The sequence below is a fragment of the uncultured Cellulomonas sp. genome, from assembly GCF_947494015.1.
In the GTDB taxonomy this organism is placed as follows: Bacteria; Actinomycetota; Actinomycetes; order Actinomycetales; family Cellulomonadaceae; genus Pengzhenrongella.
In genome coordinates this window covers 261,246-284,321 of record NZ_CANLTL010000005.1, presented here as the reverse complement: position 1 = coordinate 284,321, position 23,076 = coordinate 261,246, and the positions used below count along the sequence as shown (strand labels likewise).

Annotated in this window: 19 protein-coding genes, 1 pseudogene and 1 riboswitch; of the genes and pseudogenes, 8 read left to right on the top strand and 12 right to left on the bottom strand. The window is 68.9% G+C overall.

Annotated elements, in window-relative coordinates:
• Together Q0840_RS08175 and Q0840_RS08170 are read right to left on the bottom strand one after the other, a co-directional pair.
• Window positions 1-962, bottom strand: a pseudogene (locus Q0840_RS08175) (ISL3-like element ISPfr2 family transposase); the annotation flags it as partial.
• Window positions 963-1,068: 106 nt separating this feature from the next.
• Entirely contained in the window at window positions 1,069-1,380 is a 312-nt protein-coding gene (locus Q0840_RS08170; RefSeq protein ID WP_033107114.1) for a putative quinol monooxygenase, read from the bottom strand.
• A gap of 107 nt (window positions 1,381-1,487) precedes the next feature.
• On the opposite strand from Q0840_RS08170, the gene Q0840_RS08165 reads away from it, so the two are divergent.
• The gene (locus Q0840_RS08165) at window positions 1,488-2,429 is read left to right on the top strand and encodes a GlxA family transcriptional regulator (RefSeq protein WP_298458510.1); all 942 of its coding nucleotides are present in this window, start codon (window positions 1,488-1,490) and stop codon (window positions 2,427-2,429) included.
• A gap of 27 nt (window positions 2,430-2,456) precedes the next feature.
• On the opposite strand, the gene Q0840_RS08160 is transcribed toward Q0840_RS08165, so the two are convergent.
• Window positions 2,457-3,428, bottom strand: a complete 972-nt coding sequence (locus Q0840_RS08160; RefSeq protein ID WP_298458507.1) for an IS481 family transposase — start codon at window positions 3,426-3,428, stop codon at window positions 2,457-2,459.
• A 1,343-nt stretch (window positions 3,429-4,771) separates the two neighbouring features.
• Here Q0840_RS08160 and Q0840_RS08155 point away from each other — a divergent pair.
• Both Q0840_RS08155 and Q0840_RS08150 read left to right on the top strand, forming a co-directional pair.
• Window positions 4,772-5,554 carry a ferric reductase-like transmembrane domain-containing protein gene (locus Q0840_RS08155; RefSeq protein ID WP_298458504.1) on the top strand — a complete coding sequence of 261 codons (783 nt, stop codon included), beginning with the start codon at window positions 4,772-4,774 and terminating at the stop codon, window positions 5,552-5,554.
• Window positions 5,476-6,777 carry a heparan-alpha-glucosaminide N-acetyltransferase domain-containing protein gene (locus Q0840_RS08150; RefSeq protein ID WP_298458501.1) on the top strand — a complete coding sequence of 434 codons (1,302 nt, stop codon included), beginning with the start codon at window positions 5,476-5,478 and terminating at the stop codon, window positions 6,775-6,777. The genes Q0840_RS08155 and Q0840_RS08150 overlap by 79 nt, the downstream gene beginning before the upstream one ends.
• Before the next feature lie 101 nt (window positions 6,778-6,878).
• Here the strand turns inward: Q0840_RS08150 and mraY are convergent, their stop codons facing one another.
• The 3 genes from mraY to ccsB all read right to left on the bottom strand — a co-directional run bounded on the left by mraY (window position 6,879) and on the right by ccsB (window position 10,520).
• Window positions 6,879-7,964: a phospho-N-acetylmuramoyl-pentapeptide-transferase gene (mraY, locus tag Q0840_RS08145; protein WP_298458499.1), complete on the bottom strand. Its 1,086-nt coding sequence runs from the start codon at window positions 7,962-7,964 to the stop codon at window positions 6,879-6,881.
• A gap of 94 nt (window positions 7,965-8,058) precedes the next feature.
• A complete protein-coding gene (locus tag Q0840_RS08140; RefSeq protein WP_298458496.1) occupies window positions 8,059-9,495 on the bottom strand; it encodes a M23 family metallopeptidase in 1,437 nt (478 codons plus the stop codon).
• Between the two features lie 80 nt (window positions 9,496-9,575).
• On the bottom strand, window positions 9,576-10,520 hold the full coding sequence (gene ccsB / locus Q0840_RS08135) for a c-type cytochrome biogenesis protein CcsB (protein ID WP_298458494.1): 945 nt from the start codon (window positions 10,518-10,520) through the stop codon (window positions 9,576-9,578).
• A gap of 390 nt (window positions 10,521-10,910) precedes the next feature.
• On the opposite strand from ccsB, the gene Q0840_RS08130 reads away from it, so the two are divergent.
• The 4 genes from Q0840_RS08130 to lnt all read left to right on the top strand — a co-directional run bounded on the left by Q0840_RS08130 (window position 10,911) and on the right by lnt (window position 14,607).
• Complete coding sequence (locus Q0840_RS08130; protein WP_298458492.1) at window positions 10,911-11,321, top strand: hypothetical protein; 411 nt, start codon at window positions 10,911-10,913, stop codon at window positions 11,319-11,321.
• A 114-nt stretch (window positions 11,322-11,435) separates the two neighbouring features.
• Window positions 11,436-12,050, top strand: coding sequence for a DUF305 domain-containing protein (locus tag Q0840_RS08125; RefSeq protein WP_298458544.1), 615 nt, complete (start codon window positions 11,436-11,438; stop codon window positions 12,048-12,050).
• A 287-nt stretch (window positions 12,051-12,337) separates the two neighbouring features.
• Window positions 12,338-12,856, top strand: a complete 519-nt coding sequence (locus Q0840_RS08120) for a D-alanyl-D-alanine carboxypeptidase family protein (RefSeq protein WP_298458489.1) — start codon at window positions 12,338-12,340, stop codon at window positions 12,854-12,856.
• Window positions 12,857-13,074: 218 nt separating this feature from the next.
• Window positions 13,075-14,607: an apolipoprotein N-acyltransferase gene (gene lnt / locus Q0840_RS08115; RefSeq protein WP_298458487.1), complete on the top strand. Its 1,533-nt coding sequence runs from the start codon at window positions 13,075-13,077 to the stop codon at window positions 14,605-14,607.
• A gap of 165 nt (window positions 14,608-14,772) precedes the next feature.
• Here lnt and Q0840_RS08110 read toward each other — a convergent pair whose 3' ends face one another.
• From Q0840_RS08110 to Q0840_RS08085, 6 genes are all read right to left on the bottom strand, one after another.
• The gene (locus Q0840_RS08110; RefSeq protein ID WP_298458485.1) at window positions 14,773-16,221 is read right to left on the bottom strand and encodes a gamma-glutamyltransferase; all 1,449 of its coding nucleotides are present in this window, start codon (window positions 16,219-16,221) and stop codon (window positions 14,773-14,775) included.
• A 313-nt stretch (window positions 16,222-16,534) separates the two neighbouring features.
• A complete protein-coding gene (locus Q0840_RS08105; protein WP_367183088.1) occupies window positions 16,535-17,557 on the bottom strand; it encodes a DUF418 domain-containing protein in 1,023 nt (340 codons plus the stop codon).
• 1,402 nt (window positions 17,558-18,959) lie between these two features.
• The gene (locus Q0840_RS08100; protein ID WP_367183087.1) at window positions 18,960-19,652 is read right to left on the bottom strand and encodes a C40 family peptidase; all 693 of its coding nucleotides are present in this window, start codon (window positions 19,650-19,652) and stop codon (window positions 18,960-18,962) included.
• Between the two features lie 146 nt (window positions 19,653-19,798).
• A riboswitch (cyclic di-AMP (ydaO/yuaA leader) is annotated at window positions 19,799-19,986 on the bottom strand.
• A gap of 100 nt (window positions 19,987-20,086) precedes the next feature.
• On the bottom strand, window positions 20,087-21,214 hold the full coding sequence (locus tag Q0840_RS08095) for an ATP-binding protein (protein WP_298458480.1): 1,128 nt from the start codon (window positions 21,212-21,214) through the stop codon (window positions 20,087-20,089).
• Window positions 21,211-21,942, bottom strand: coding sequence for a response regulator transcription factor (locus Q0840_RS08090; RefSeq protein ID WP_298458477.1), 732 nt, complete (start codon window positions 21,940-21,942; stop codon window positions 21,211-21,213). The genes Q0840_RS08095 and Q0840_RS08090 overlap by 4 nt, the downstream gene beginning before the upstream one ends.
• Complete coding sequence (locus Q0840_RS08085; protein ID WP_298458474.1) at window positions 21,939-22,313, bottom strand: hypothetical protein; 375 nt, start codon at window positions 22,311-22,313, stop codon at window positions 21,939-21,941. The genes Q0840_RS08090 and Q0840_RS08085 overlap by 4 nt, the downstream gene beginning before the upstream one ends.
• Before the next feature lie 32 nt (window positions 22,314-22,345).
• Between Q0840_RS08085 and Q0840_RS08080 the strand changes: the two genes are divergently transcribed.
• Window positions 22,346-22,969 carry a DUF305 domain-containing protein gene (locus Q0840_RS08080; protein WP_298458471.1) on the top strand — a complete coding sequence of 208 codons (624 nt, stop codon included), beginning with the start codon at window positions 22,346-22,348 and terminating at the stop codon, window positions 22,967-22,969.
• Window positions 22,970-23,076: the final 107 nt, after the last annotated feature.

The window sequence follows — 23,076 nt, the reverse complement described above, 5'->3', positions numbered from 1 at the left end:
AGCGTCATCAACGAACAGCGCGCGTAGCCTGTCGCTCTGCTTGTCGGTGAGCAGGTCCGAGCCGGTGTGCAGCGTGCGCCGCGACTTGTAGAGCGGATCGTCCCTGAACCCACGGTGCCCGTGGATCGCGAGTTGGACCCGGCGCCGGCACCTGTCGAGGGCGTCACCGGCCAGGCGCACGACGTGGAAGGGATCCATCACCGTGACCGCGTCCGGGATCTCCTCCGCAGCGGCGGTCTTGAACCCGGTGAAGCCGTCCATCGCGACCACCTCGACCGCGTCACGGAAGGCGTCGTCGCGGTCGGCGAGCCAGGTCTTGAACGCCGCCTTCGACCGGCCCTCGACCATGTCCAGCAGCCTTGCTGGGCCGGCGCCATCGCGGACCGGGGTGAGGTCGATGATCACGGTGACGTACTTGTCGCCACGCCTGGTGTGGCGCCAGACGTGCTCATCGACGCCAATCACCTTCACGCCCTCGAACCGCGCGGGTTCTTGATCAGCAGCCTCTTGCCTTCGGCCAGGACCGCGTTGTTGGCGGTGTCCCACGCGACCCCGAGTCCCTCGGCGACACGGGCGACGGTGAGGTGTGCGACCACGATCCCTTCCAGCGCCCACCGCAGCCCGGTGCGCGAGAGCTTCGCGCGTGGCTCCGCCGCGGCGCTGGTGTCTTGGCGCCACACGTGTCCGCAGTCTGCACAGCGGTAGCGGCGCACTACAACTTCCAGCACGGTCGGTCGCCAGCCCAGCGGCTCGTGGGCCAACCGCCGGATCACGGTGTCACGAGCGGCGCCTTCGCTGCCGCACCGTCGGCACCACTGATCTGGTTCCACCACGCGGCACGCGAGGACCGCACGATCCGGTTCAAGTCGTTGCCCGATCACGCTCAGACCGAGGCCGTCGAGTCGAGCGAAGGCGGTTAGGTCAGGGCGGCCGAAGCCGGCCGGCGGGGTAGCGTCGGGCACGTCGAGGTCTTTCCGATGGATGGCGTAGGAGCCTCCATCGTCGGGAGATCTCGACGTCTATCTGCGGACCGACTCGGCGGGCCCGATCGTCTCGTGCGTTGGCGGACTACGGGAGCTTGGACGCGAGGACGTCGGCCGCCAGGATCTCGGGTGCTGCGCCGAGGAGGTGCTGGTTGGCCATCAGGGCTGCGACGATGGCGCCGTTGGCGTGGGCGTCGCGAGCGGCCTCGTCGGGGAATGCATCGAAGATCCAGAAGGTGTCGGCGTGGGTCCTGACCGCGAACCAGACAATCGTTCCTACTTCTTCGTTGGCGAGTGCGACAGCGCCGGCGAGCAGATCGGCGACCGCGTCGTGCTGTCCATCGGCCGCGACGATCTTGGCGACGAAGGCATACGGAAGTGATGCGGGTGTGGACATGAGGGACTCTCCTTGACGTCGGGGTTCTTCGTGGGACGAGTTCAGCGTATGACGAGCGAGGGCCGGTGGAGAGTGGCGTATACGGCAGTATTGCTATTGTTTACGTCATGCGTATCGGACTGATCGCGATCGACGGCTGCTTCGGTTCGGCTATCGCGTCGATCATCGACATCGTGCGGGTGGCCGACGGAGCCCGCGGCGATGTCGACCCGCGGATCGACCCGATCGAACTCGCCATCCTCGGACCGAAACGGCGAGTGACCACGACGGCATCGATGACCCTGTCGGTGGACCACCCGCTGTCGGAGTCCGGAGAGTTCGACGTGGTCGTCGTCCCTGCGCTTGGAACCCTCACGGCCGCCGCGACCCACGACGCCCTCCAGAGCCGAGATGCTCGTTCGGTCATCGCCTCACTCGGGCGCCTCGACGAGGCGACCACCCGGATCGCCGCGGCGTGCACCGGCGTGTTCGCCGTCGCCGAGACCGGACGGATGCATCATCGGCGGGCGACGACCAGCTGGTTCCTGGGGCCGGAGTTCCGGAAGCGCTATCCGACCGTCGCCCTCGATCTCGACACCATGGTCGTGGTCGACGGGAACCTCGTCACCGCCGGCGCCGCCTTCGCCCACATCGACCTCGCGCTCTCACTCGTGCGATCGATCAGCCCCGACCTGGCCCAACATGTCGCCAAGCTCCTCATCATCGACGAGCGCCCGTCGCAGGCGGCTTTCGTCGCCTACGAACATCTCCGGCACGAGGACCCGATCGTCGTCGAGTTCGAACGCTTCGTGCGCGCCCGCCTGGACGAACCGTTCAACGTCGCCTTCGTCGCGCAGTCGCTCGGCACCAGCCGGCGCACCCTCGAACGACGAGTCCGTGCGGCGCTCAACCTCACTCCGCTCGGCTTCGTCCAACGGCTTCGCGCCGAACGAGCTCGACACCTCTCAGCAACCACGGACCTCACCTCCGCCGAGATCGCGCTACGGGTCGGCTACGCAAACGCCGAGACTCTGCGCTCCCTCCTGCGCAGGGAGCGACGCCGTTCCTGACCTATCGCCATGCCTGTAGCTTGTGTCCTAGCTGTACTGACCCGCTGCGTTGTTGACGCGGTCGATGGGGCGTTGGCCGCCGATGCCGAGGTGGGGTCGGTTCAGGTTGTAGTGCTCGAGCCAGGTGGGCAAGAGGGCGGCGCGTTCGGCGTTGGAGGTGAACACGCGCGAGTAGGCCCATTCGGCGGCCAGGGTGCGGTTGAGGCGCTCGACCTTGCCGTTGGTCCACGGGCAGTACGGCGTGATCAGCTTGAGTCGGACGCCGAGCTGGTCGGCAGCGGCCAGGAAGTCGCGTGAGAGCCGGTAGTTCCCGGCGTTGTCGCTGATCACGCGTTCGACAGTGATGCCGTGGGAGGCGTAGAACGCCACCGCGCGGGTCAGGAAGCCTGCGCAGGTGGTGCCCTTCTCGTCGGCGTGGATCTCGGCGTAGGCCAGGCGCGAGTGGTCGTCGATCGCGGTGTGGACGTAGTCGTAGCCGATGCCGCGGGTCCGGACGTCCTCGCTGCGCCCGTGGGCCTTCCATCCGCCGCCGTCGGGGATGCGGCCGAGCTTCTTGACGTCGATGTGAACCAGTGACCCGGGGTAGGGGTGCTCGTACCGGTTGGCGGTGCGCCGCGAGGACCGGATCGGTACCCCGGTCAGCGGGTCGCACTCACGCAGCCGCGGTACCCGGTGGCGGGCCAGCACTCGGCCGACCGTGGACGCCGGCACTCCCAGGTGGTGGCCGATCCACACCGGCCCGCGGCGCGAGAGCATCCGAGCGATCCGGATCCGGGCCTCGATACAGGCCGAGGTGCGTCGGGGATGGCTACGGGCATGGCTGGGCCGGTCCACCAACCCGGCGCGACCCTCGGCCTGGTAGCGGCGCCACCACCGCCACGCCGTCGTGCGCGAGACACCCATCTCTGCGGCGACGTGCGCGACCGGCCGACCGCCGGCGATGCGCTGGACCATGACGAGCCTGCCGGCCGGGGTCAGCCGGGCGTTAGCGTGGGACATGAGAGACCTCCGTTGGTCCGAGCGGGTTCCTTCAGCAAGTCCCACTCGACCCGGAGGTCTCTCTTCACGTCAACAACGGTCCAGGTCAGTACACCTAGCGCTCGGTTGGAACCACCTCTCAGCACGTCGCGTCGACGCTCCTGCGTCGCCCCTGGACTACCCACTCGACACGCCCGCAGCACAGCCCATGTGACGTGCCCCGGCTTCCCGGACGGTCCGGGTTGGGTGGCTGTGATGTCGCTGCGTTCTCGTCGAGAGGGTCAGCAGACCCGATCAGAGCCGATTGGGATGAGCCGCGAAGGCGGTTAGGTCAGGGCGGCCGAAGCCGGCCGGCGGGGTAGCGTCGGGCACGTCGAGGTCTTTCGGATGGATGGCGTAGGAACCTCCATCGTCGGGAGACCTCGACGTCTATCTGCGGACCGACGCGCCCGGCCGACCTACACCTTCATCTAGGAAGAGCCCCCAAAGGCACGCCCGGAGGTGCCTGCGACCGCACCCAGGACTAGATCTCGCCAGCAGCGGAAGGAGCCGGCAGTCACGTTGACAGGCGCAGGGTGCGACCGCCTGGGACGATCGGTAGCGGCTGTAGAAGGGCCTGACGCCGACGGCACACACGTCTTGGCCCGGACACCTTGGGTTCTGGTCATGGATGGACCCCTGCCGAGGGGCTCACCCGGCTGCTGTAGGCCCCGAACACCGCCGGCCGCTCGTCGCCGCCGGTGCCGAGGAGCTCGGCGAGCCTAGTGGCGAGCTAGTCGGCTGCCGGGCGGGCCGCCGAGGAGGCATCGATCTCTGACATCTGTCATAGCGGAGAGCCAAACCAACGAGGGCACCGACTACCAGGATGTCATGGAGAACAATCTCACGGCCCTCCGCAGCGGGCTCGGCTGCGCCTGAAGACCGGCAACGAAGCCGCGGCTGGTCGCCATGCCGAGTCCGCCATCGGGCGAGACAAACATCGGAGTTGTCGACAGCAGCGACGGGTTCCTGTACCTGCCACCGTGACCGACTGGTACTCCCGGCGCCTGTTCCATCGCCGACCACAAGCGCAACGACTTGGTCACCGGCGCCCTACGCGCAGCCGCGGCCGAACGTGGGCCGCTGGCCGAGGCGTCGACTCGTTCACGTGCGGCGCCAGCACAATTGCGTCGGGGCGACGGGGAATGGTCGGGTCCGTTCGCCATGCCGCCCGAGCGCAGCGATACCATCTCGATGCGTACGACAACCAGCCGTCGGTGCTAATTTAGGTTGTTCCAAGGGTGTGCGCGACGGAGGCTTCAGCGCTGAAGCCTTCCTGGCGAGGACGTCCACCACAGTCCGCGACGAGCCTCCGAGGAGCGCCGGTGCCCAAGAACAACGCCCGCTGCAACGTCGTCGCTATGGAAGGCACGAAGCAGCGTGACGTGGTTCCGTCGACCGACGGGCGGCGGTCTGCACTGGTGCGTCACGGCGTGCTCGCCGTTGCGACGGGCCTACTCGTCCTTGCCTTCTGGCGCAGCAGGATGGAGTGGACGCCCGACATGAGGCTGTGGCGGGCCGTCGGTGACGCAGCGATCGTTCTGCTCTTCGGATCGCTGGCGCTGGGGCCTGCGGCGCGACTGTCGGTGGTCGCCGCCAGGGGCCTGCGTTGGCAGCGTCAGGTCGGTATATGGACAGCGCTAGCGGCGCTCCTGCACTCGCTGCTGGTGAACGACGGCTGGGCGACGTGGAGTGTGCAGCGGCTCCTGGGGTACGAGTTCATCCCGGCACTGGGCCGAGAAGCCCGCCTTGAGCCCGGCTTCGGCCTGGCGAACCTGGTCGGGTTGGTCGCTGGCGGCTGGCTGCTGGTGCTCCTGGCGACGTCGTCCGACCGCGCCGTGCGCTGGTTGGGTCCGCGTGGATGGAAGTGGCTGCACGGCGGATCCAACGTCGTGTTCTACCTCGTCGTGCTTCACTCGGGATACTTCTTGTTCATTCACTACACCGCGTCCTTCCACCGCACCGTCCCGGATGAAAACTGGTTCAGGTTTTCCATGCTTGCGCTTGCTGCGGCAGTGCTGGTGCTCAAGTGGGCGGCGTTCGGTCGCACCGTCCGTCTCAGCCGGACCAGTGCACCGAGCGCGGCCCGGAAGCGCGACCGGAGTTGACTCACACCCCGGTTTCTGTTGGGTCGAGAAGCCGGCTCCTCGACACACGCCGGCTCCTCGGCGTCGATCTGGCGAGGGGAATCGCCTTGATCGGAATGATGTCGGTCCATATCATTCCGTCCCTGGCGGCCGACGGCGAGGTGACGTGGGCCTACCAGGCTTTCGCGGGGCGGGCCTCCGCTCTCTTCGCTGTGCTGGCAGGGCTGTCGCTGATCCTGGCCCACGGTGGGAAGGGAGACGAGCCACCAGAGTCGGGAGCGCGCCGAGGGATCCTGGGACGGGCTGCGGTGGTCGCGGCCATCGGCCTGTTCCTCGGCGCTCTCGGGTCAGGTGTCGCGGTGATCTTGGTGCACTACGCGGTGCTGTTCGCAATCGGTGCGCTGTTCCTCGGTCTGGGTGCTCGAGCCCTCATGCTGACGGCAGCTGCGTGGATGGTGCTCAGCCCGGTCCTGGGACACCTGCTGCGTGCCGTCGTGCCGCCTGGTCCGGGCCCGAACCCCTCGCTCGCCTCCGTGGCCGACCCAGGACAACTCCTCGCTACGGTCTTCCTCACCGGTTACTACCCCGTGCTGCAGTGGACCGGGTACGTCCTCGTCGGGATGGCGCTGGGCCGAGTGTCGCTCCGACGGACGGCAACCGGGCTCCGGCTGCTCATCGTTGGCGTTCTGCTTGCCGTGACGGCCAAGTTCGTTTCGGCGGTGCTGCTCGGCCCGGCCGGGGGCCTAGAGCAGCTCAGCGTGCCGCCCTCCTCGGTGCTCGCCGGTCGCGAGCTGGACACGGTCCTGCGGACCGGCCTGTACGGGACGACGCCGACCTCATCGTGGTGGTGGCTGACGGTGTCGGCCCCGCACTCCGGCGGTCCACTGGACCTGCTTCACACGACCGGGACGGCCCTAGCAGTGATCGGGGGTTGCCTGCTGCTCGTTGCGGCTCTGCGCAACCGGTGGCGCTGGCTTGTACTTCCCCTCGCCGCGACAGGGTCGATGACCCTGACCCTGTACACAGTGCACGTCATCAGCTTGGCGGTCATCCATGGCGTGACGTCCGGGTCCCCGACCTCCTCTCCGACAGTCCTCTGGGCGGTGAGTGCGTCCCTTGCCGTCCTGCTGGCGAGTGCATGGCAGCTCACCGGGCACCGTGGCCCGCTCGAGTCCATCGCGTCCGACATGAGTGCCGCCGCGCGCGGGGGCGCAAGCCCCCACTCTTCTCCTTGGCCACGTTGAGCCACCGGGGCGCCGCCGCCCCGGCTAGAACCACAACGTCCTCTCGCTCGCCAGCGTCCGTCCCGGTGGTCAGAGGCATGGGCTATGCGCAGGGGGCTACATCACCTGCCAACCACCCACTCGGCGTAGTAGACGCCGATCCCCGCGGCGACGAACAGCCCCGCGATGATCCAGAACCGGATGACGATGGTGACCTCGCCCCAGCCAGAGAGCTCGAAGTGGTGGTGCAGTGGCGCCATCTTGAACACCCGCTTGCCCGTCATCTTGAAGAAGCCGATCTGGATCACGTCGGACAGCACGATGAGCACGAACAGCCCGCCGATGATCGCGGCTAGGACCTCGGTGCGGGACAGGATCGACAGGCCCGCGAGGGCACCGCCGAGGGCGAGCGAGCCCGTGTCGCCCATGAAGATCTTGGCCGGGCTCGCGTTCCACCACAGGAAGCCGAAGCACGCCCCGGTGATGGCCGCCGCGACGACCGCGAGGTCCAGCGGGTCGCGCGTCTCGTAGCAGCGCGGGCCCACGGTGAGGATCGACTGGCAGCTCTGGTTGAACTGCCACACGCACACGAGGACGTAGGCGCCGAAAACGATCAGCGAGACGCCGGTCGCCAGCCCGTCGAGGCCGTCGGTGAGGTTCACCGCGTTCGACCACGCGGTGATGAGGAAGTTGGCCCACAGCACGAAGAGGACCAGCCCGAGCGTCACACCGGCGAACGCCAGGTCAATGCCGGTGTCACGGATGAAGGAGACCTGGGTCGACGCCGGCGTCCGAAAATTCTCGTTCGGGAACCCCAGCGCCGCGACCGAGAAAATCACCCCGACCAGGCCCTGACCGAGGATCTTCCAGCGGGCCCGCAGACCCAGGCTGCGCTGCCGCGAGATCTTGATAAAGTCGTCGAGGAAGCCCACGACGCCCAGGCCGGTCATGAGGAACAGCACCAGGACCGCGGACGCGCTCGGCACGTTGCCGGTCAGCACGCTCGCCGCACCCCACCCGGCCAGGGTCGCCAGGATGATGACAACGCCGCCCATCGTGGGCGTCCCGCGCTTGGTGAAATGCGCGGTCGGTCCGTCCTGGCGGATGAACTGGCCGTACTGCTTCTTCACGAGCAGGCGGATGAACAGCGGCGTGCCGAGCAGAGACAGCACGAGGGCGAGAGCACCTGCGATAAGGACCGTCGTCACCGGACGCTCATGACCACTGAAGACCTCCGAGAGTGCTGCACCGATCCTCTGTTCTCGTCATGCACGCGTTACCTTCCGCGCGACTTCGCAGTGGTCACAGACCCAGCAGCGGCCGCGGGTTGACGGTCTTACCGTTGACGTAGACCTCGAAGTGCAGATGGCACGCCCCCGACAGGCCGGTGTTCCCTGCGTAGCCGATTAGCTCGCCCTGGGCGACTCGTTGCCCTGCGCGCACCACTGTTCTGGTGAGGTGGTTGGAACTCGACATGACTGAGTTCCCGTTGATGTAGCCGTAGTCAATCATCACCTGGTTACCGAATCCGTTTCGCCACTCGGCCCACTGAACGGTGCCGGCGCGCGGGGCGTACAGCGGGGTGTTGCAGTACGTGCGCAGGTCGATGCCAGCGTGTAGCCGGACGTATCCGAGGATGGGGTGCATGCGCATTCCATACTCGGAGGTTACGTAAGCCGGTCGGATCGATGTGGGGTTGGCGAACATGGCGCCGGATACGCTCCCCGAGGGGGGCAGTGCTGCCGGCGGCGGAGCCGCGGGTGCGGGCGGTGGTGCTGGTGCGGGTGCCGGTCCGCCAGCAGACCGCCGCTGGGCGGCTTCAGCGGCTGCTGCGGCCTCGCGAGCCGCCGCTGCTGCTTGAGCTGCGGCGGCCTCCCGTGCCGCTTGTTCTTCGGCTGCGGCACGCTGCGCGGCGATGATTCCAGCCAACTCGTCCTCGATGGCTGCGAGTTGAGCTTGCGCCTCGAGCTCCTGGGCTTGGGCCTCACCCTTCATGCTCTCGACGACAGCCTTGTCCGCAGCTTGCTTCGCGATCAGCTGCTCGATCTCCTCCTGACGTGCCTGCGCCTGGGCGCGGGCACGATCGGCTTCTCCCACCTTGGCGTCTGCTTCAGCCTTCAACTCGGCCACTCGATCACGGACCGCTGACAGCCGGGACCGGCTGTTGGAGTCGACGGCCTGCAGCTGGCGAAGGTCGTCCAGTACCCGGCTTTGAGTCCGCAGACCGGTCGACACCATCTCGTACTGGTCGACGAAGTCCTCGGTGGTCTCGGTCCCCACCACAACACCGAGCCCCGTGCTGGCTGTCTGACCTTTGTACGCTCGGCGCGCCATCTCACCGACGGCGTTCCGGACCTTCTCGGTCTGCGCCGCCGTGTCAGCGATGCTGGAGGTGAGCGCCGCCTGCTGGTCTTGGGCGTCCTGCAGACGGGTACCGATCAGGACCGCTTCGCGTTGCGCCGTCTCCAGTGCGCTGCGCGCCGAAGCGAGCTCGGTCTGCGCCGCAGGCAGTCGGGCCTGGGTGGCCTGCAGATCGAGCACCGCCTGACCAAGCCTCGCGTCCAGGCCTTCGATGGAGGCCTCCAAGGCTTCCAGCTCCCGATCTGTCGCGGCGGACCGCTCCTCAGCGGCACGACGCTGATCGTCCAGCTCGTCTGCAAGGGCTGGAGCGGATACAGCGACCAGGATGGCCAGCGCCCCCGCCAAGCAGGTGGCAGCGAGTCGTCGAGCGTGGGACACGAGTTCGTCATCCTTCAGTCGGTCCCTTTGGTGGCGGGACGCATGTGCGTGGTGCAACTGTCCGGGGCGGTGCACCGAGTTCACGGCCCGGTGGTCAGGCCGGAGTAGGAGTGCAGCCCGGAGAAGGACAGGTTGACGACGGTGAAGTTCGCGATCACGCATCCGAAGCCGACCACGACGAACCAGGCCGCACGCCGCCCGTCCCAGCCGCGAGTGGTCCGGGCGTGCAGGTACGCGGCGTAGACAACCCAGATGACGAACGTCCACACTTCCTTGGGGTCCCACCCCCAGTAGCGGCCCCACGCGTGCTCAGCCCAGATCGCTCCGGCGATCAGGGTGAAGGTCCACAGCACAAAGCCGACCGCGTTGAGGCGAAACGACAGTGCTTCGAGTTCCCTGGGCTGCGGCGCGGAGTCGAGCCATCGCCAGCCCGGTCCGCTCATCCGCGACGTTGCGCCGTCACGTGAGTCTCTGAGCAACTGCAGGACGCTGGCGGCGAAGGCGACCGTGAACACGCCGGTCGATGCGACAGCGATGCCGACGTGGATCACCAACCAGTAGGTGTCCAGTGCCGGCTGCACCCCATCGGCTTGGATGTAGAACACGAGCAGGCCTACGGCCAGCGCTAAGACGGAGAACCCCGTGACGATCACTCCGAGGAACGGGAGGTCACGGCGTCGAAGCACCACCACGAGCACCACGACCGCGACCAGCGTGCCCACCAGGGTGAACTCGTACATGTTGGCCCACGGTGCGCGTGCTGCCGCGACGCCGCGCAGTGCGACTGCGAGAGCGTGCAGCGCCAGGCCCAGCAGGGTGGTGCTTTGGGCCACTCCTCGCGGCTTGGAGCGCCGGCGTGCAGGTGGTTCCGCTGCCGTGGTGGAGCCGGCGGCCGGGATGGGCCGGCTTGGTGCAGCGGCGAGGTTGGCGAGGTCCAGCGAGTAAGCGACCAGGGCGACGCTGTAGACGGTGGCTGCCGCCCAGACGAGGTTGGTGCTCACATCGCCGAGCTCCACGGGGGTCATCGTCTCCTTGGGTTGTTGCCCGCCGCACGGGCGCATGACGGCGCTCGTGGGGTCCTTCGAGCGGCGTGGGGCACGTTAATCGCGGCGCTTCGACGCACCGCCATGACTCGCGGCCTTCAGCGAATCTTCATAATTGGTGGCTATCGGCCACCAAGCCCCGTATCCGCCCGGCCGACAGCCTCCGAGGCGCGCTTGACCAGGCGCTTTGTCGTCGACTGGCCTGTGACAGAACTGACGCCTGAGTGCTTACCCTCACCACGGCCGCTCGCGGAGGTCCGAGTCATACTTGATCGACCGAGTGATGTGCGAGGCGGCAGAAAGGGGGCCAGTGTGGCGGTACCTTTCCGCGCCCGTTGGCACCTTCCGTCGATCGTCGGCTACTGCGTCCTCGTGGCCCTGGTGGTCCTTGGTCTCGGCGCGATGCACGGCGGCGCGTCCGCGGCCATGGCCGCGGGCCACCATCCGGCGCCGCACGTGTCCACCACGGCCGCGTACCTGTCGCCCGCAGGTCCGCACGTGGCCGGTGCGCAGGAGGTCCCCATGACCGCGGCAGGCCTAGCCACGCTCGCCGGCCCCGACTCGATGCCGTCGTCCTCGACAGATCACGGCTTGGTCGTGGGCTGTGTGCTCGCCCTGACCGGAGTGATCGGTGTGGTGTTGGCGCGCGTGCTTGCTCGCTTCGCCGATGGCCCTGCGCTGCGTGTCATCGGCACTCGCAACGCTCAGCGCACGGTTCGTCCATCGGGGTTGGCCTTGCCACGACCATGGGACCGGTTCTTTCTGTGCGTGCTGCGGACGTAGAACGTGGCCTCCATCCGCCGCGATGCCGCAGCGGGTGGCACCCGACTTGTCCTAGTACCCCTGTTGCAGCACCTTCAGGCTGCGCCTCTGAACATGGAGAGACCTATCGTGACGATCAAGACCCGCATCACTGCCGGAGCCGGAGCTCTCGCCCTGGCCGTGACGCTTGCCGCATGCGGCTCGGCTGATGAGACCACCGTCCCCGGCACCACCGAGTCCTCGACCCAGTCCACCGACGATGGCGCAGTGGACGCCGGGCACAACGACGCAGACACCGAGTTCGCGCAGATGATGATCGTCCACCACCAGGGCGCCATCGAGATGGCTGACCTCGCGATCGAGAAGGCAGCCAGCGAAGACGTGCGTGCCTTGGCCGAGCGGATCTCCGCCGCGCAGGGCCCGGAGATCGACGAGATGACTTCCTGGCTCCAGGCGTGGGGCGAGGAGGGCCCTCAGGACGCGGACATGGGCGGCATGGATCACGGCGGTATGGACATGGGCGGCATGGACATGGAGTCCGCGATGACCGAGCTCGAAAGCCTCTCGGGGGCCGAGTTCGACCGCGCCTTCCTGGAGATGATGATCGAGCACCACCGCGGCGCCATCGAGATGGCCGAGACCGAAGTGGCCGACGGAGCGAATCCTCAGGCCACTTCTCTGGCGGAGCGGATCATCGACGACCAGGCAGCAGAGATCACCGAGATGGAGCAGATGCTGCAGGAGCTCTGACCGCTGTGTGATTCGTGGTGGGCCCCGCACGGCACTCGGCTGGGCCCACCACGGCGCCGCCTAACGCGGTGGTCTCTCCTTTACTCCAAGGGGAACATTCAACTGCTCCTAGGTCGGTACGCCGACTGTGTAGGGCCGACGCCCCACGGGCACGTGGGGCCTCGTACCTACATGCGTCTCATATGCGACCGATTCGTGCCGATTGCCCACATGAGGAGGGCGACACAGTGGACGGCATCACGGCGATCTCACAGCGGATGGCCGCTATCCAGGCGACCATCAGCTCGATGAGTGCGCCCCGCGGACGCCCGCTCAGTGACGGTACGGGCGCGCAGTTCAGCCAGGTCCTGAGCGAGGCGGTGGCCAGCTCCGCTGCCACCGGCGCGGCTGCCTCAGGTGCCCGGCGGACTGCGGACGGCATCCCGGCCGACCTCGCCGCCTACGGGAACGGGAAGATCCCGCCCGCCGCGCTGAAGAAGGTCGGGACCACGGGGCACAAACTGTGGGCGCCCGCCGGCGAGGCTCTGGAGTCGCTGATGGCGGCGGCGGCGCGCGACGGCGTCAAGATCGGCATCACCGACTCCTACCGGTCATACGACGCGCAGGTCGACGTCGCGGCGCGCAAGGGTCTGTACTCCCAGGGCGGCCTCGCGGCCAACCCCGGAACCAGCCCGCACGGTTGGGGGATGGCAGTCGACCTCGACCTCAACGACCGCGCCCAGTCGTGGATGCGCGCCAACGCCGGGCGCTTCGGCTTCGTCGAGGACACCCCTCGAGAGCCGTGGCACTGGGTGTACCGCGCGTGAAGCGCGCCGCAGTATGGACCGAGCTGCGTCCACCGCGCACTCCTACCGTCACCGATGTCGTTGGCCAACCCGACGCCACCGGGGAGCAGGTTGACGGCCGCGGTTGGCCAACCGCTCAGTCTCTGCGTTCGTCGGCCCGCTGGGGGCGTCGGATCTCACCGCCGCAGACCGCTCCCCCGCGCCCGTTGTTCGTTCCGTCGCGAGGTCTGGCTCTGGTCATGAGCGCGACCGGCGGCCTGCTGACCGAGACGGCGTTTCCCAGCAAGTCGTGGTGGGCGATGGCGTACGTCGGTGTCGCCCTGCTCGCCGTGGCGGTACGCCACAACTCCGCGCGGTGGGGCTTTGCCGTCGGTTCGGCGTTCGGGCTCGGCCTGTTCTTGCCGCACCTGTGGTGGGCGAACGAAGCGGTGGGGCAACCCATCGGCTGGCTTGCCCTGGCCATCGCCGAAGCGGGCGCCATCGGGGTGTTGGCCGCTGCAGCGGCATTGGTCTGGCGTGTCCCCGTCATCGGGACCCGACTGTGGCTTCAGTGCGTCAGCTTCGCGGTGCTCTGGGTCGCCGTCGAGCACCTGCGCAGCACGGTGCCCTTCGGTGGCTTCCCTTGGGCCACGCTCGCCTTCTCTCAGACCGACTCCCCCCTCTTGCGGCTCGCGCCTCTCGGGGGGTCCACCCTGGTCAGCTTCATCGTGGCGCTCATCGGCGCCGTCCTGGGCACGGTGATCACCGCAGCGCTGAGCCGGAACCCCGCAACAGCGGTCACCGGGGCGGTGCTGTGCATCGCCACCACGTCGTTGCCGCTGCTCGTACCGGTCAGCACCGGGGCGCAGACGGGGACCGTGAACATCGGTGCTGTGCAAGGCAATGTGCCGGCCCGCGGAGCCGAGGCGATGTCTCAGGCTCGAGCGGTGCTGGACAACCACGCCGCCGGGACGCGGGCGCTCCTGGAGCGCCTACCCGCTGGGCAGCTGGACCTGCTGCTGTGGCCCGAAAGCGCATCGGACATCGACCCGCGCACCGATCAGGATGCACGAGCGGTCGTCCAAGCGGCGGCACGGGCTGCTGGGGTCCCGATCATGCTGGGCACGCAGCGGTTCCTGGAGGACACCCGGTACAACGACTACATCGTGTGGGAGCCGGCCGTCGGCGCGACAGCTAGTTACACCAAGCAGCATCCCGTGCCGTTCGGTGAGTACATCCCCTACCGGGACTTCTTCCGCCGGATCACGCCCGCGGTCGACCTGGTCAGGACCGACATGACCGCCGGCACCGACCCGGCCCCGATTGGCGTGCCGATCGAGCGGCTGGGTCGCTCGGTGCCGATTTCGGTAGCGATCTGCTTTGAGGTCGCCTATGACGACCTCATCCGCCAGTCGGTACTGGCCGGGGGCGAGCTCATCGTCATCCCGACGAATAACGCGTCGTTCGGCATGACCCAGGAGTCGACCCAGCAGCTGGCCATGTCCCGGTTCCGAGCAGCCGAACATGGTCGGGCGGTCGTGCAGGTGTCGACGGTCGGCGTCAGTGCTCTCATCCGTCCCGACGGTTCGACCGTCGACCGGACCTCGCTCTTCACCGCAGACCAGATGTCGGCCCAGCTGCCGCTGCGGACGTCCTTGACTCCCAGCGACCGGATCGGGGCTCGACTGCCTCTGGCCGTGGACGCTCTAGCCCTGGTCTTCATCGCCGGCGCAGGCGCACACCAGCTGCGGGGCAAGACGGGGCGGCGGCAGGTCGGCGCCCGCGGCGCCTGACGGTGGCGTCACACGGCGGATGACCTGGGCGCTGGGGCGAAGTCTTTCAGCCACGAGAAGCAGGCTCAGCGTGCTCACCAGCACCAAGAGGCTCGACACGAACCACCACCACCACGGCGCGAACCGAGAAGTCAGCGTGCCGGTGTTGGCGCCTGCGCAATGCGCCTATCCGTTCGTCGTTGAGGTGGGTGTGCCGACCGCGACCTCAACGCCGGCCGACCGACGCGTGTCGGCCACCCCGGAGACCACGCCGGCGTCCCAGTCGATCTGGAGGGCTTGGACCGATCCCCAGTTGGCTTTCGACTCCGGGGCGGTGACACGTACCGGGTAGCCGCGTGCACGCAAGTCGCCAGCGAGGCGGTCGGACTCGATGCTGAGTTGACCGTCGGCGAGGATGAAGCGGTCGGCCGCCACAGCTTCGTCCAGGCTCATCCCATGCAGCGCCCACATGGTGATCACCTGCGCGGTGGTGTTGGGAATCTGGCGACCACCTGGCGTGCCGATGACCAGCACCGGCCGGTCCTGGTCGTCGAGCAGCATGGAGGGGCTGCTCCATGTCACCGAGCGGCGCCCGGCGGCTGCTGGCGCGTTAGCACCACCGGAACCGATGTCGCCGAATCGTTCGAGCTGGTCGTTGACGAAGAAGCCGGCAACGTACTGACCCGACCCCCAGTAGTTGGTGATGGTGTTGGTCATGGACACCGCCATGCCGTCGGCGTCCACCACAGAGATGTGTGTGGTGTTCGGCGCTCCCTCGTAAGCCTGGGCGGACTGGTCGAACGATGGCGCGGGCAGGGTCTGGGCGATGACGGCGTTCGCGGGGGCGTCGGTGAGCTGGTCCACCGGGACCTCGACGAAGGCCGGATCGCCGAAGACTGTCTGCACGGCGGCGTTCGCCACCTGCCAGGCACGTGACTGCAGATCGACGAAGTCCGCGGAGTTCGGGTCGACGGTGCCGATCCCGGCGGCCTCGGCGATCTGGACCATTTGGATGATGGCGGCTCCCGGCAGCGCCGGGGACCCGGACAGCATCGTGTACCGCCCGACTTGGCCGCTGGGCGGGGTGGACGTCTGCACGGTGTACGCGGCCAGCGATGCTGGGTCGATGCCCTCTACGGTGCTGATCACTTCGGTCAGAGAGCCGTTGTAGAAGGCTGGGGATCCCTCGGCGGCGAGGGTTCTCATCGTGGCTGCCAGCTCGGCTTGGATGAGCGTCTCCCCTTCTTGCAGGAACTCCCCACCTGGGGATCTGAAGTGCGGCAGGCGGCCGGTGACACGCCGTCCCAGGTTGCTGTTGATCGTTGCGGCGAGGTATCCCGAGACCGGGGCACCCTCCTCGGCGAGCTGGATGGCGGGTTCCAGCAACGTCGTCCACTCGACGGTGCCGTGCTGCAGATGAAGTTCCTGCATGCCAGCGACGAACCCTGGGACGCCTGCACCGCTGGAGGGGATGACGCCGGCCTGGTTGACGACCTCGCGGTAGTCGTAGTTGAGGGCTCGACCCTGTTCGGCGACGATCGTGGTGCCGCCGCCGCCGATGCCCGACGATGCCGGCTGCATGACGGCGTCAGCGAACGCCGTTGCAATGGCGGCGTCGACGGCGTTGCCTCCCATTTCGAGGACGCTCATTCCCGCTCGCGTGGCCAGTGGGTGCCCTGAGTTCACCCCGTACGCCCCCAAAGTCGCCGCCGCCGTCGTCATCGGCGTGGGCGTCGGGGGTTGTGGTGTCGGCGCCGTAGAACTCGTGGTTTGGTCCGGTGGATTCGGCGCTGCGGTGGTGCAGCCGGTAGTTACCAAAGTCAGCGACGCCGCGAGCATGGCGACCACCGTGGTGGCGCGGGGCGACCGTCTTTTGAGAGCCCCAGATCCTGGGGGGGACTTCGTGCGTGACGTGGACGGGTTCAGACGCATGGTGAGGATCCTTCGATCAAGGGGTGAACTGAGTCGTTGTGGCGCGGGGCGCCGGGCTCTGGTGCAACCACGGAAGCCATGCCGCGCGCAGGACCCATTCCAACGGACCAATCGAGAAGTGCTGGCGCCACAAGACGGCGAGCAGGAGGCAGGCGGTGATGAGGATGGCGCTGAGAATCGCGCCAGCGCTGACCTGGATGTCGGCCGGTGGTGCGATTACTGCCAGGACCATGACGTGAAGCACGTACAGGGTCAGCGCCAGCTGACCGGCCGCTGTCAGAGGTCGAGCAATCCGCCGGACTCGCGGCCACAGGCGCAGCAGGACGGCGATCGTGAAGAGCGCTCCCCCGCAGCTACTCAGGAGCCATAGCGGCATCTGGCCGTGCGCGGCACCGGTGAGCAGCCGCAGGTATCCCTCATCTGCGGCTGAGCCCAGCAGGGCCAGTGCCGCCTGGCTGAGCGCGAGCCCGACACCGGTGGCGGCAGCCCCCCACACGAGGAGCCGTCTGATGACTGTGTGGTTGGTCAGGTCGGTCTGTGCCACCCAGATGCCCAGCACAAAGGGCACTGCCCAGGTCACCAAGGGGTAGCGCCCGGAGACGACCAGCCCGTGGATGACGTCCACTGGGGTGTCGCCGAGCTGGACCAGCTGGGAGTGCGCGCCGACCGACTCGGTGGCGACGTGGTTGAGGTACAGAACTGGTCCGACCACTGCCAGCGTGACCGCGGACGTTATGAGCGCGACCGGGGGCAGGAACTGCAAGACGAGCACCGACAGAAAGAGCAGTCCGTACAACGGCAGGATGACGCCGACGTCGTCGGTCAGGCTCTGCAACGCCAGGCCACCGGCGAGGAGCACGGCCGCCCTCCACAGGAGCATGAGGGAGCGGCGCCCGCGCGCCGGTCGGGCCCGCAGGAACATGCCCATGCCTATTCCGGCGACCACCACGAAGAGGATCGACGCACGCCCGTAGGGAAACAGGTAGAGGCGCTCCAGCACCCCTTCGACCGTCGTGGGACCGACGTTGACGATGATCATCCCGACCAGTGCCAGCCCACGCGCAGCGTCCAGCGCAAAGATGCGCGTTCCTACGGCACCAGTCGGGTGTAGTGCAGCGGTCTTGTTGTCTGCGCTGCCTGCCCTACGGTGTGGCACGCGCCGCTTCCGATCGCGACCCAGCGCTCTTGCACGGCATAGCGATCCTCCTTCTTCTGGTGCGTTGTCTTGGTACTCGCAGGCATCGGCCGTGGCCTGCTACTGCACGGCCGAGCTCTGACCACTCCAGACCCCGCCGGTACGAGGCTTAGGGGAACCGTCAGCGGCGTGCCACCACCGTGATCTGGGGGGTGTCAGCATGCTCAAGGCTGCGGGGGAAGCTGACGCCCACAGCGACCGACATCGTGGTTGATCCACGCCGGTAAGGGTGACCGCCACGCATGAGTGCTCGCTGAGGACGGTGAAAGCCCTGGGTACGTGATCGACGCCGTGCCCGTCGTCGACCAGGCTTTGCCCGTCGAAGGTCTACGGCTTCCCTTTGAGGTCACCGCGGGGGTTGACGCCCAGACCATAGACATGGCTGCGCGGAGCGGCGCCCCGGCGACGCGGCGCGGCGTACTCGGGCGAGCCGCTTCACGGCAAGGCTTACGTTCTCAGCACGCACAGACCAAACCGCGGTGGTCGCCCCACCCCGGCTCGCTGGATCAGGCGCGGTATGGGACCACGCGCGCGCCGCCAGCTCGGAGAGCTGGGGTAGTTGGCTGTTCGGCGCGCGAAGCGCGTGAGGGCGGCGAGGCCCACGAGCGCGGCGACCGCGAGCATGCAACTCGCGACCGCGTCATGGTCAGTTCCGCTGTCGTTCACTGCGACGACCGTGGAGCTAGGTGCATCGACACGGTCGGGAACCATCAGGGCCACCGGCTGCCGGTGGGTCACCGCGTGGGCAGACACGGGCAGCGCGACGTGGGCGTCTGTGGACCCGGACACGACGCCACCGCCGTGCGCGACGGTGAGCGCAAGCACCATCACCAGCATCACGGCCGCGGGGATCACATGACTCAGGAAGCGCGAGAGGCTACGCGTAGCTGCCACGTCACCTCCTGATCCGATGGGGCCCCGACCTGCAGTAGGCCTGCGCATCGCATGACGCGCAGGCGACAGCATCCGCCCACTGCGGGGGCGCCACATCATGACGGGTGCGACGCCGAGACGACGAATGCGGCGGCCGGTGGCCCGGGACCGACCAGTATGCAGCTGCGCTCACGGGGTGCAGCGTGGATCTTCTCGCCTCCGCCGAGCGTCGGCTCGGTGTGATCCCCGTTGCGCGTGCTTCAGTCGAGGCCCGCGAGACGCCGCACTGCGGCGACAGTGACGTAGCCCGTCACCGTCGCCAAACACGCCGGAGGTCCTGGGCACCCTCCGCACCCAGGACCTCCCGCGCGGTCTAGGAGACCCGGATGAAGATCGGGTTGGACTGCCAGATCTCGCGGATCTGGATGCTCTTGCCCGGCCGGGGTGCGTCGACCTGTGTGTTGCCGCCGGCGTAGATGGCGATGTGCCCGGGGGTCCAGATCAGGTCGCCCGGCTGGGCTTCGGACCGCGGCACGACGGTGCCGACGTTGCGCTGCGCGGACGAGGTCCGCGGCAGCTTGATCCCGACCTGCGCGAACACGTACGAGGTGTAGCCCGAGCAGTCGAACCCTGACGGGGTGCTGCCGCCCCACAGGTACGGCACCCCGACGTACCGCGAGGCGATCTCCACGATCGCGTTGCCGTTGGCACTGGCGGGCGCGGCCGCACCCACGGGCTCGGCAGCAGGCTCGGCCGCGGACGATTCGGTTGCCGGCTGCGCGGCGGCCGCCGCGACAGGTGCGCGCTGGGCACTGCGGCTGGCGGCTGCGGCCCGCGGCTTGGGCGCCACGACCTTGGGCGGCGGCGGCGGCGGGGGCGGGTCCTTGACCACGGTGACTGCAGGCACGTCGAGAGCGAACTGCACGTCCGCTGCCACGGTGACCACCGGTGCGGTCGCGAGGACCGCGCGGGCCTGCGCGGTCAGCGCGGAGGTGTCCACGGCCGGCACACGGGTGACCGCCGCAGCCTCGGGGGCAGCACCGGCCGGCGCGGCGAGGCTGGACACGACCAGCCCAGCGGACGCGGCCGCGACCGCCGTGCGACGCCCAACAACAGCGATCGAGCCGGTCGCGGCTGCAGCGAGGTCGGTCAGCGGCGTTGCCGGCCGGCCGGGCGAACGGTGACGCGCCGAGGCAGGCGTCGGTGACATGGGTGCCCTCTCCGGTCGCCTGCGAGGTCAGCTGTCGGGTTCGGGTCGGAGCAGCACCCGGCCAGCCCGAATGGGCAGGCTTCACCCCAAGGGCACCGTGACCGGCGCCCGACGAACATTGGGTCCCCCGCTCCTGCCAGCGAGATTTCACGAGGCCATCAGTGGTGGCAGGACTCGGCGGTCCACCTCAGGCGACCCCGGCGAGGCCGAGGCTGGCGGTGATGCTAACCGCACGGACACGCCATTGTCACGATCCGGTCACGAACCGCTGTCGGCGAGTCCCGGGTGCGCTACGGGCTGACAGTGGCTGCCGGGAGCGTGGCGATGAACGCCGCGCCGGCGCCGACGCCGGCGTTGGTGGCTGTGATGGTGCCGCCGTGCGCTTCGGTGAGGGCTTTGCAGATCGCCAGGCCGATGCCTGATCCGCCGCTGGCGCGGTCGCGTGCGGTGTCGGCGCGGTAGAACCGCTCGAACACGTGCGGCAGGTGCTCGGGGGCGATGCCCTCGCCGGTGTCGACGACGGACAGGGCAACGCGGCCGGAGCCGTCGGCGGGCGCGGCGTGCAGGGTGATGGTGCCGCCGGGCGGGGTGTGCCGCAGGGCGTTGGCGACCAGGTTGTCCAGGACCTGGGCGATGCGGTGGCGGTCGACGGCCACCGGCGCGGCGGTGGTGTCGGGGTCGAGGGTCAGGTGGACGCCCGCCGCGGTGGCGCGGTCGCGCCATGCCATGGCGGTCTGCTCGAGCAGGTCGCGTGCGGGGACGGGCTCGACGTCGAGCGTCAGGTCGCCGGCCTCGGCGCGGGTCACGGCGGCCAGGTCCTGGGCGAGCCGGGTCAGTCGTGCGGCCTGGTCGCCCAGCACCGTGATGGTGGCATCGTCCAGCGGTTGGACCCCGTCCTGGACCGCTTCGAGGTAGCCGGCGATGGTGGCCACGGGGGTGCGGACCTCGTGGGCGACGTCGGCCAGCAGGCGTCCGCGTAGCCGGTCGGCGTCTTGCAGGCGGGCGGCCATGGTGTTGAACGAGGCGGCCAGGTCGTCGAACTCCGCGCCGAGGCCGGCGGTGGGGACGCGGGACTCGTACTGGCCCGCGCCCAGGCGTGCGGCCGCCGTGGACACGGTGGCCAGGGACCGGCCGATGCGCCGGGCGAGCACGACACTGACGCCTGCGGAGGCGATCGCCGCGGCACTCAGGGCCAGGGCCAGGGAGACGGCGCTGGCGTCGCGGAACGCCCGCTCTGCGTGCATCACCGCCTGGTCGTGGTCCTGCAGGCCGGCGCGGACCATGTGCTCGTGGAACAGGCCCGGCCCGACCGCGGAGGCGACCAGCCACGCGGTGACCGCTGCCACGGCCAGGACCACGACCAGTGCGGCGAGCAGCCGCGCGGCCAGCCCCCACCGGGTTCCCCGGGCGGGGTTCATGTGCCGGTGCCGATCCGGTAGCCGACCCCGCGGACGGTGCGGACGAACCGCTGCCGCTCGGGGCTGTCGCCGAGCTTCTGGCGCACGTGCAGGACGTGGACGTCGACCAGGTGCTCGTCCCCCACCCAGTTCGGTCCCCACACCGCCTCGATCAGTGCCCGTCGGCTGAACACCCGACCGGGTCCGGATGCCAGGGCCGCCAGGACGTCGAACTCGGTGCGGGTCAACGGCACCGGCAGACCGTCGAGGTGGACCTCGCGGGCGTCCAGGTCCAGGCGCAGCGGGCCGACGTCGACGCTCGGCCGAGGGGTCGGGGTGGAGGCGGGCTGTGCGGACCGGCGGGGTCGGCGCAGCAGGACCCTGACCCGGGCCATGAGCTCGCGGGGACTGAAGGGCTTGGTCATGTAGTCGTCGGCACCCACCGACAGGCCGATGAGGGTGTCGACCTCTTCGGCGCGGGCGGTCAGCATGATGACGTAGCAGTCGGAGAAGGTCCGCAGCTGGCGGCACACCTCCACCCCGTCCAGACCCGGCAGGCCCAGGTCCAGGACGACCACGTCGGGGTCGACCGCGCGCAGCACCCCGACCGCTTGGGCGCCGTCGTGGGTGACGTGGACCTCGAACCCGTCCCGCTCGAGGTACCCGGCCACCAGCCGCGCCAGTGCCTGCTCGTCGTCGACGACGACCGCACGCCGGGATGCCGCTGCTGGGAACGAAGGGATGCTCACTGCCCCAGTATCGGCAGGCCGGCCACCGGGCCCGCGATCTTCATCGAACCTTGATCGGCCGGTGACGGGCCCTTCGGCCGTAGGCATCGATGATGGTGCGCGTTCGCGGCGGTGCCCCGCGCCGGCCGCGCGGCCAGTGCGCTGGCTGACCACCGCTGCCGCCGCTCTACGCGGATCTGCCGTATGACACCACGAAGGAGAGACCCGATGGGCTGCTGCCAGGACACGACCACGGCCACCATCACGACCGCCCCCACCGCGCAGGACACGCGCGAGACGGCCCAGGCCGTCACCAGCGACGGCGGCTGCTGCGGTGGCGACGCCACCGAGAACGACTCGTGCTGCACCCCGAGCGCGACCGCCTGAACCACCTGCACACCTGTTCTGGGAAGGAACTTCCGTGATGACCACGACCCGGCGGCGCTTGGCTGCTACGGCAACCGCCCTGGCGTTGGCGGCGGGGCTGACCGCCTGCTCTGACGCCGCCGAGCCGCCCGCCGAACCGCCGGCCGCAGCGGCGACCTCCAGCGCTCCGGAGGTCGAGCAGGCCAGTGAGCACAACGACGCGGACACCGAGTTCGCGCAGATGATGATCGTCCACCACCAGGGCGCCGTCGAGATGGCTGGCTTGGCGGTCGACAAGGCCGCCAGCGAGGAGGTGCGGGCGCTGGCCGAGCGGATCTCCGCCGCGCAGGGCCCGGAGATCGACGAGATGACCTCATGGCTCCAGGCGTGGGGCGAAGAAGAGCCCCAGGACGCGGACATGGGCGGGATGGATCACGGCGGGATGGACATGGGCGGGATGGACATGGAGTCCGCCATGGCCGAGCTGGAGGGGCTCTCGGGCGCGGAGTTCGACCGCGCCTTCCTGGAGATGATGACCGAGCACCACCGCGGTGCGATCGAGATGGCTGAGGTGCACCTGGCTGACGGCGCCAACGCCGAGGCCCGGGAGCTGGCGCGCAAGATCATCGACGACCAGACGCGCGAGATCACCGAGATGGAGAACCTGCTGCGCGACCTGTGAGGCCAACCCCTGATGCCGGGCCCGGCGATCACACCGGGCCCGGCAGTGTGGTGCCGTTGGTCCGCGGCGCGCCCGGCCCGATGCTTCCTGCGCAGGTCCGGCGTCGC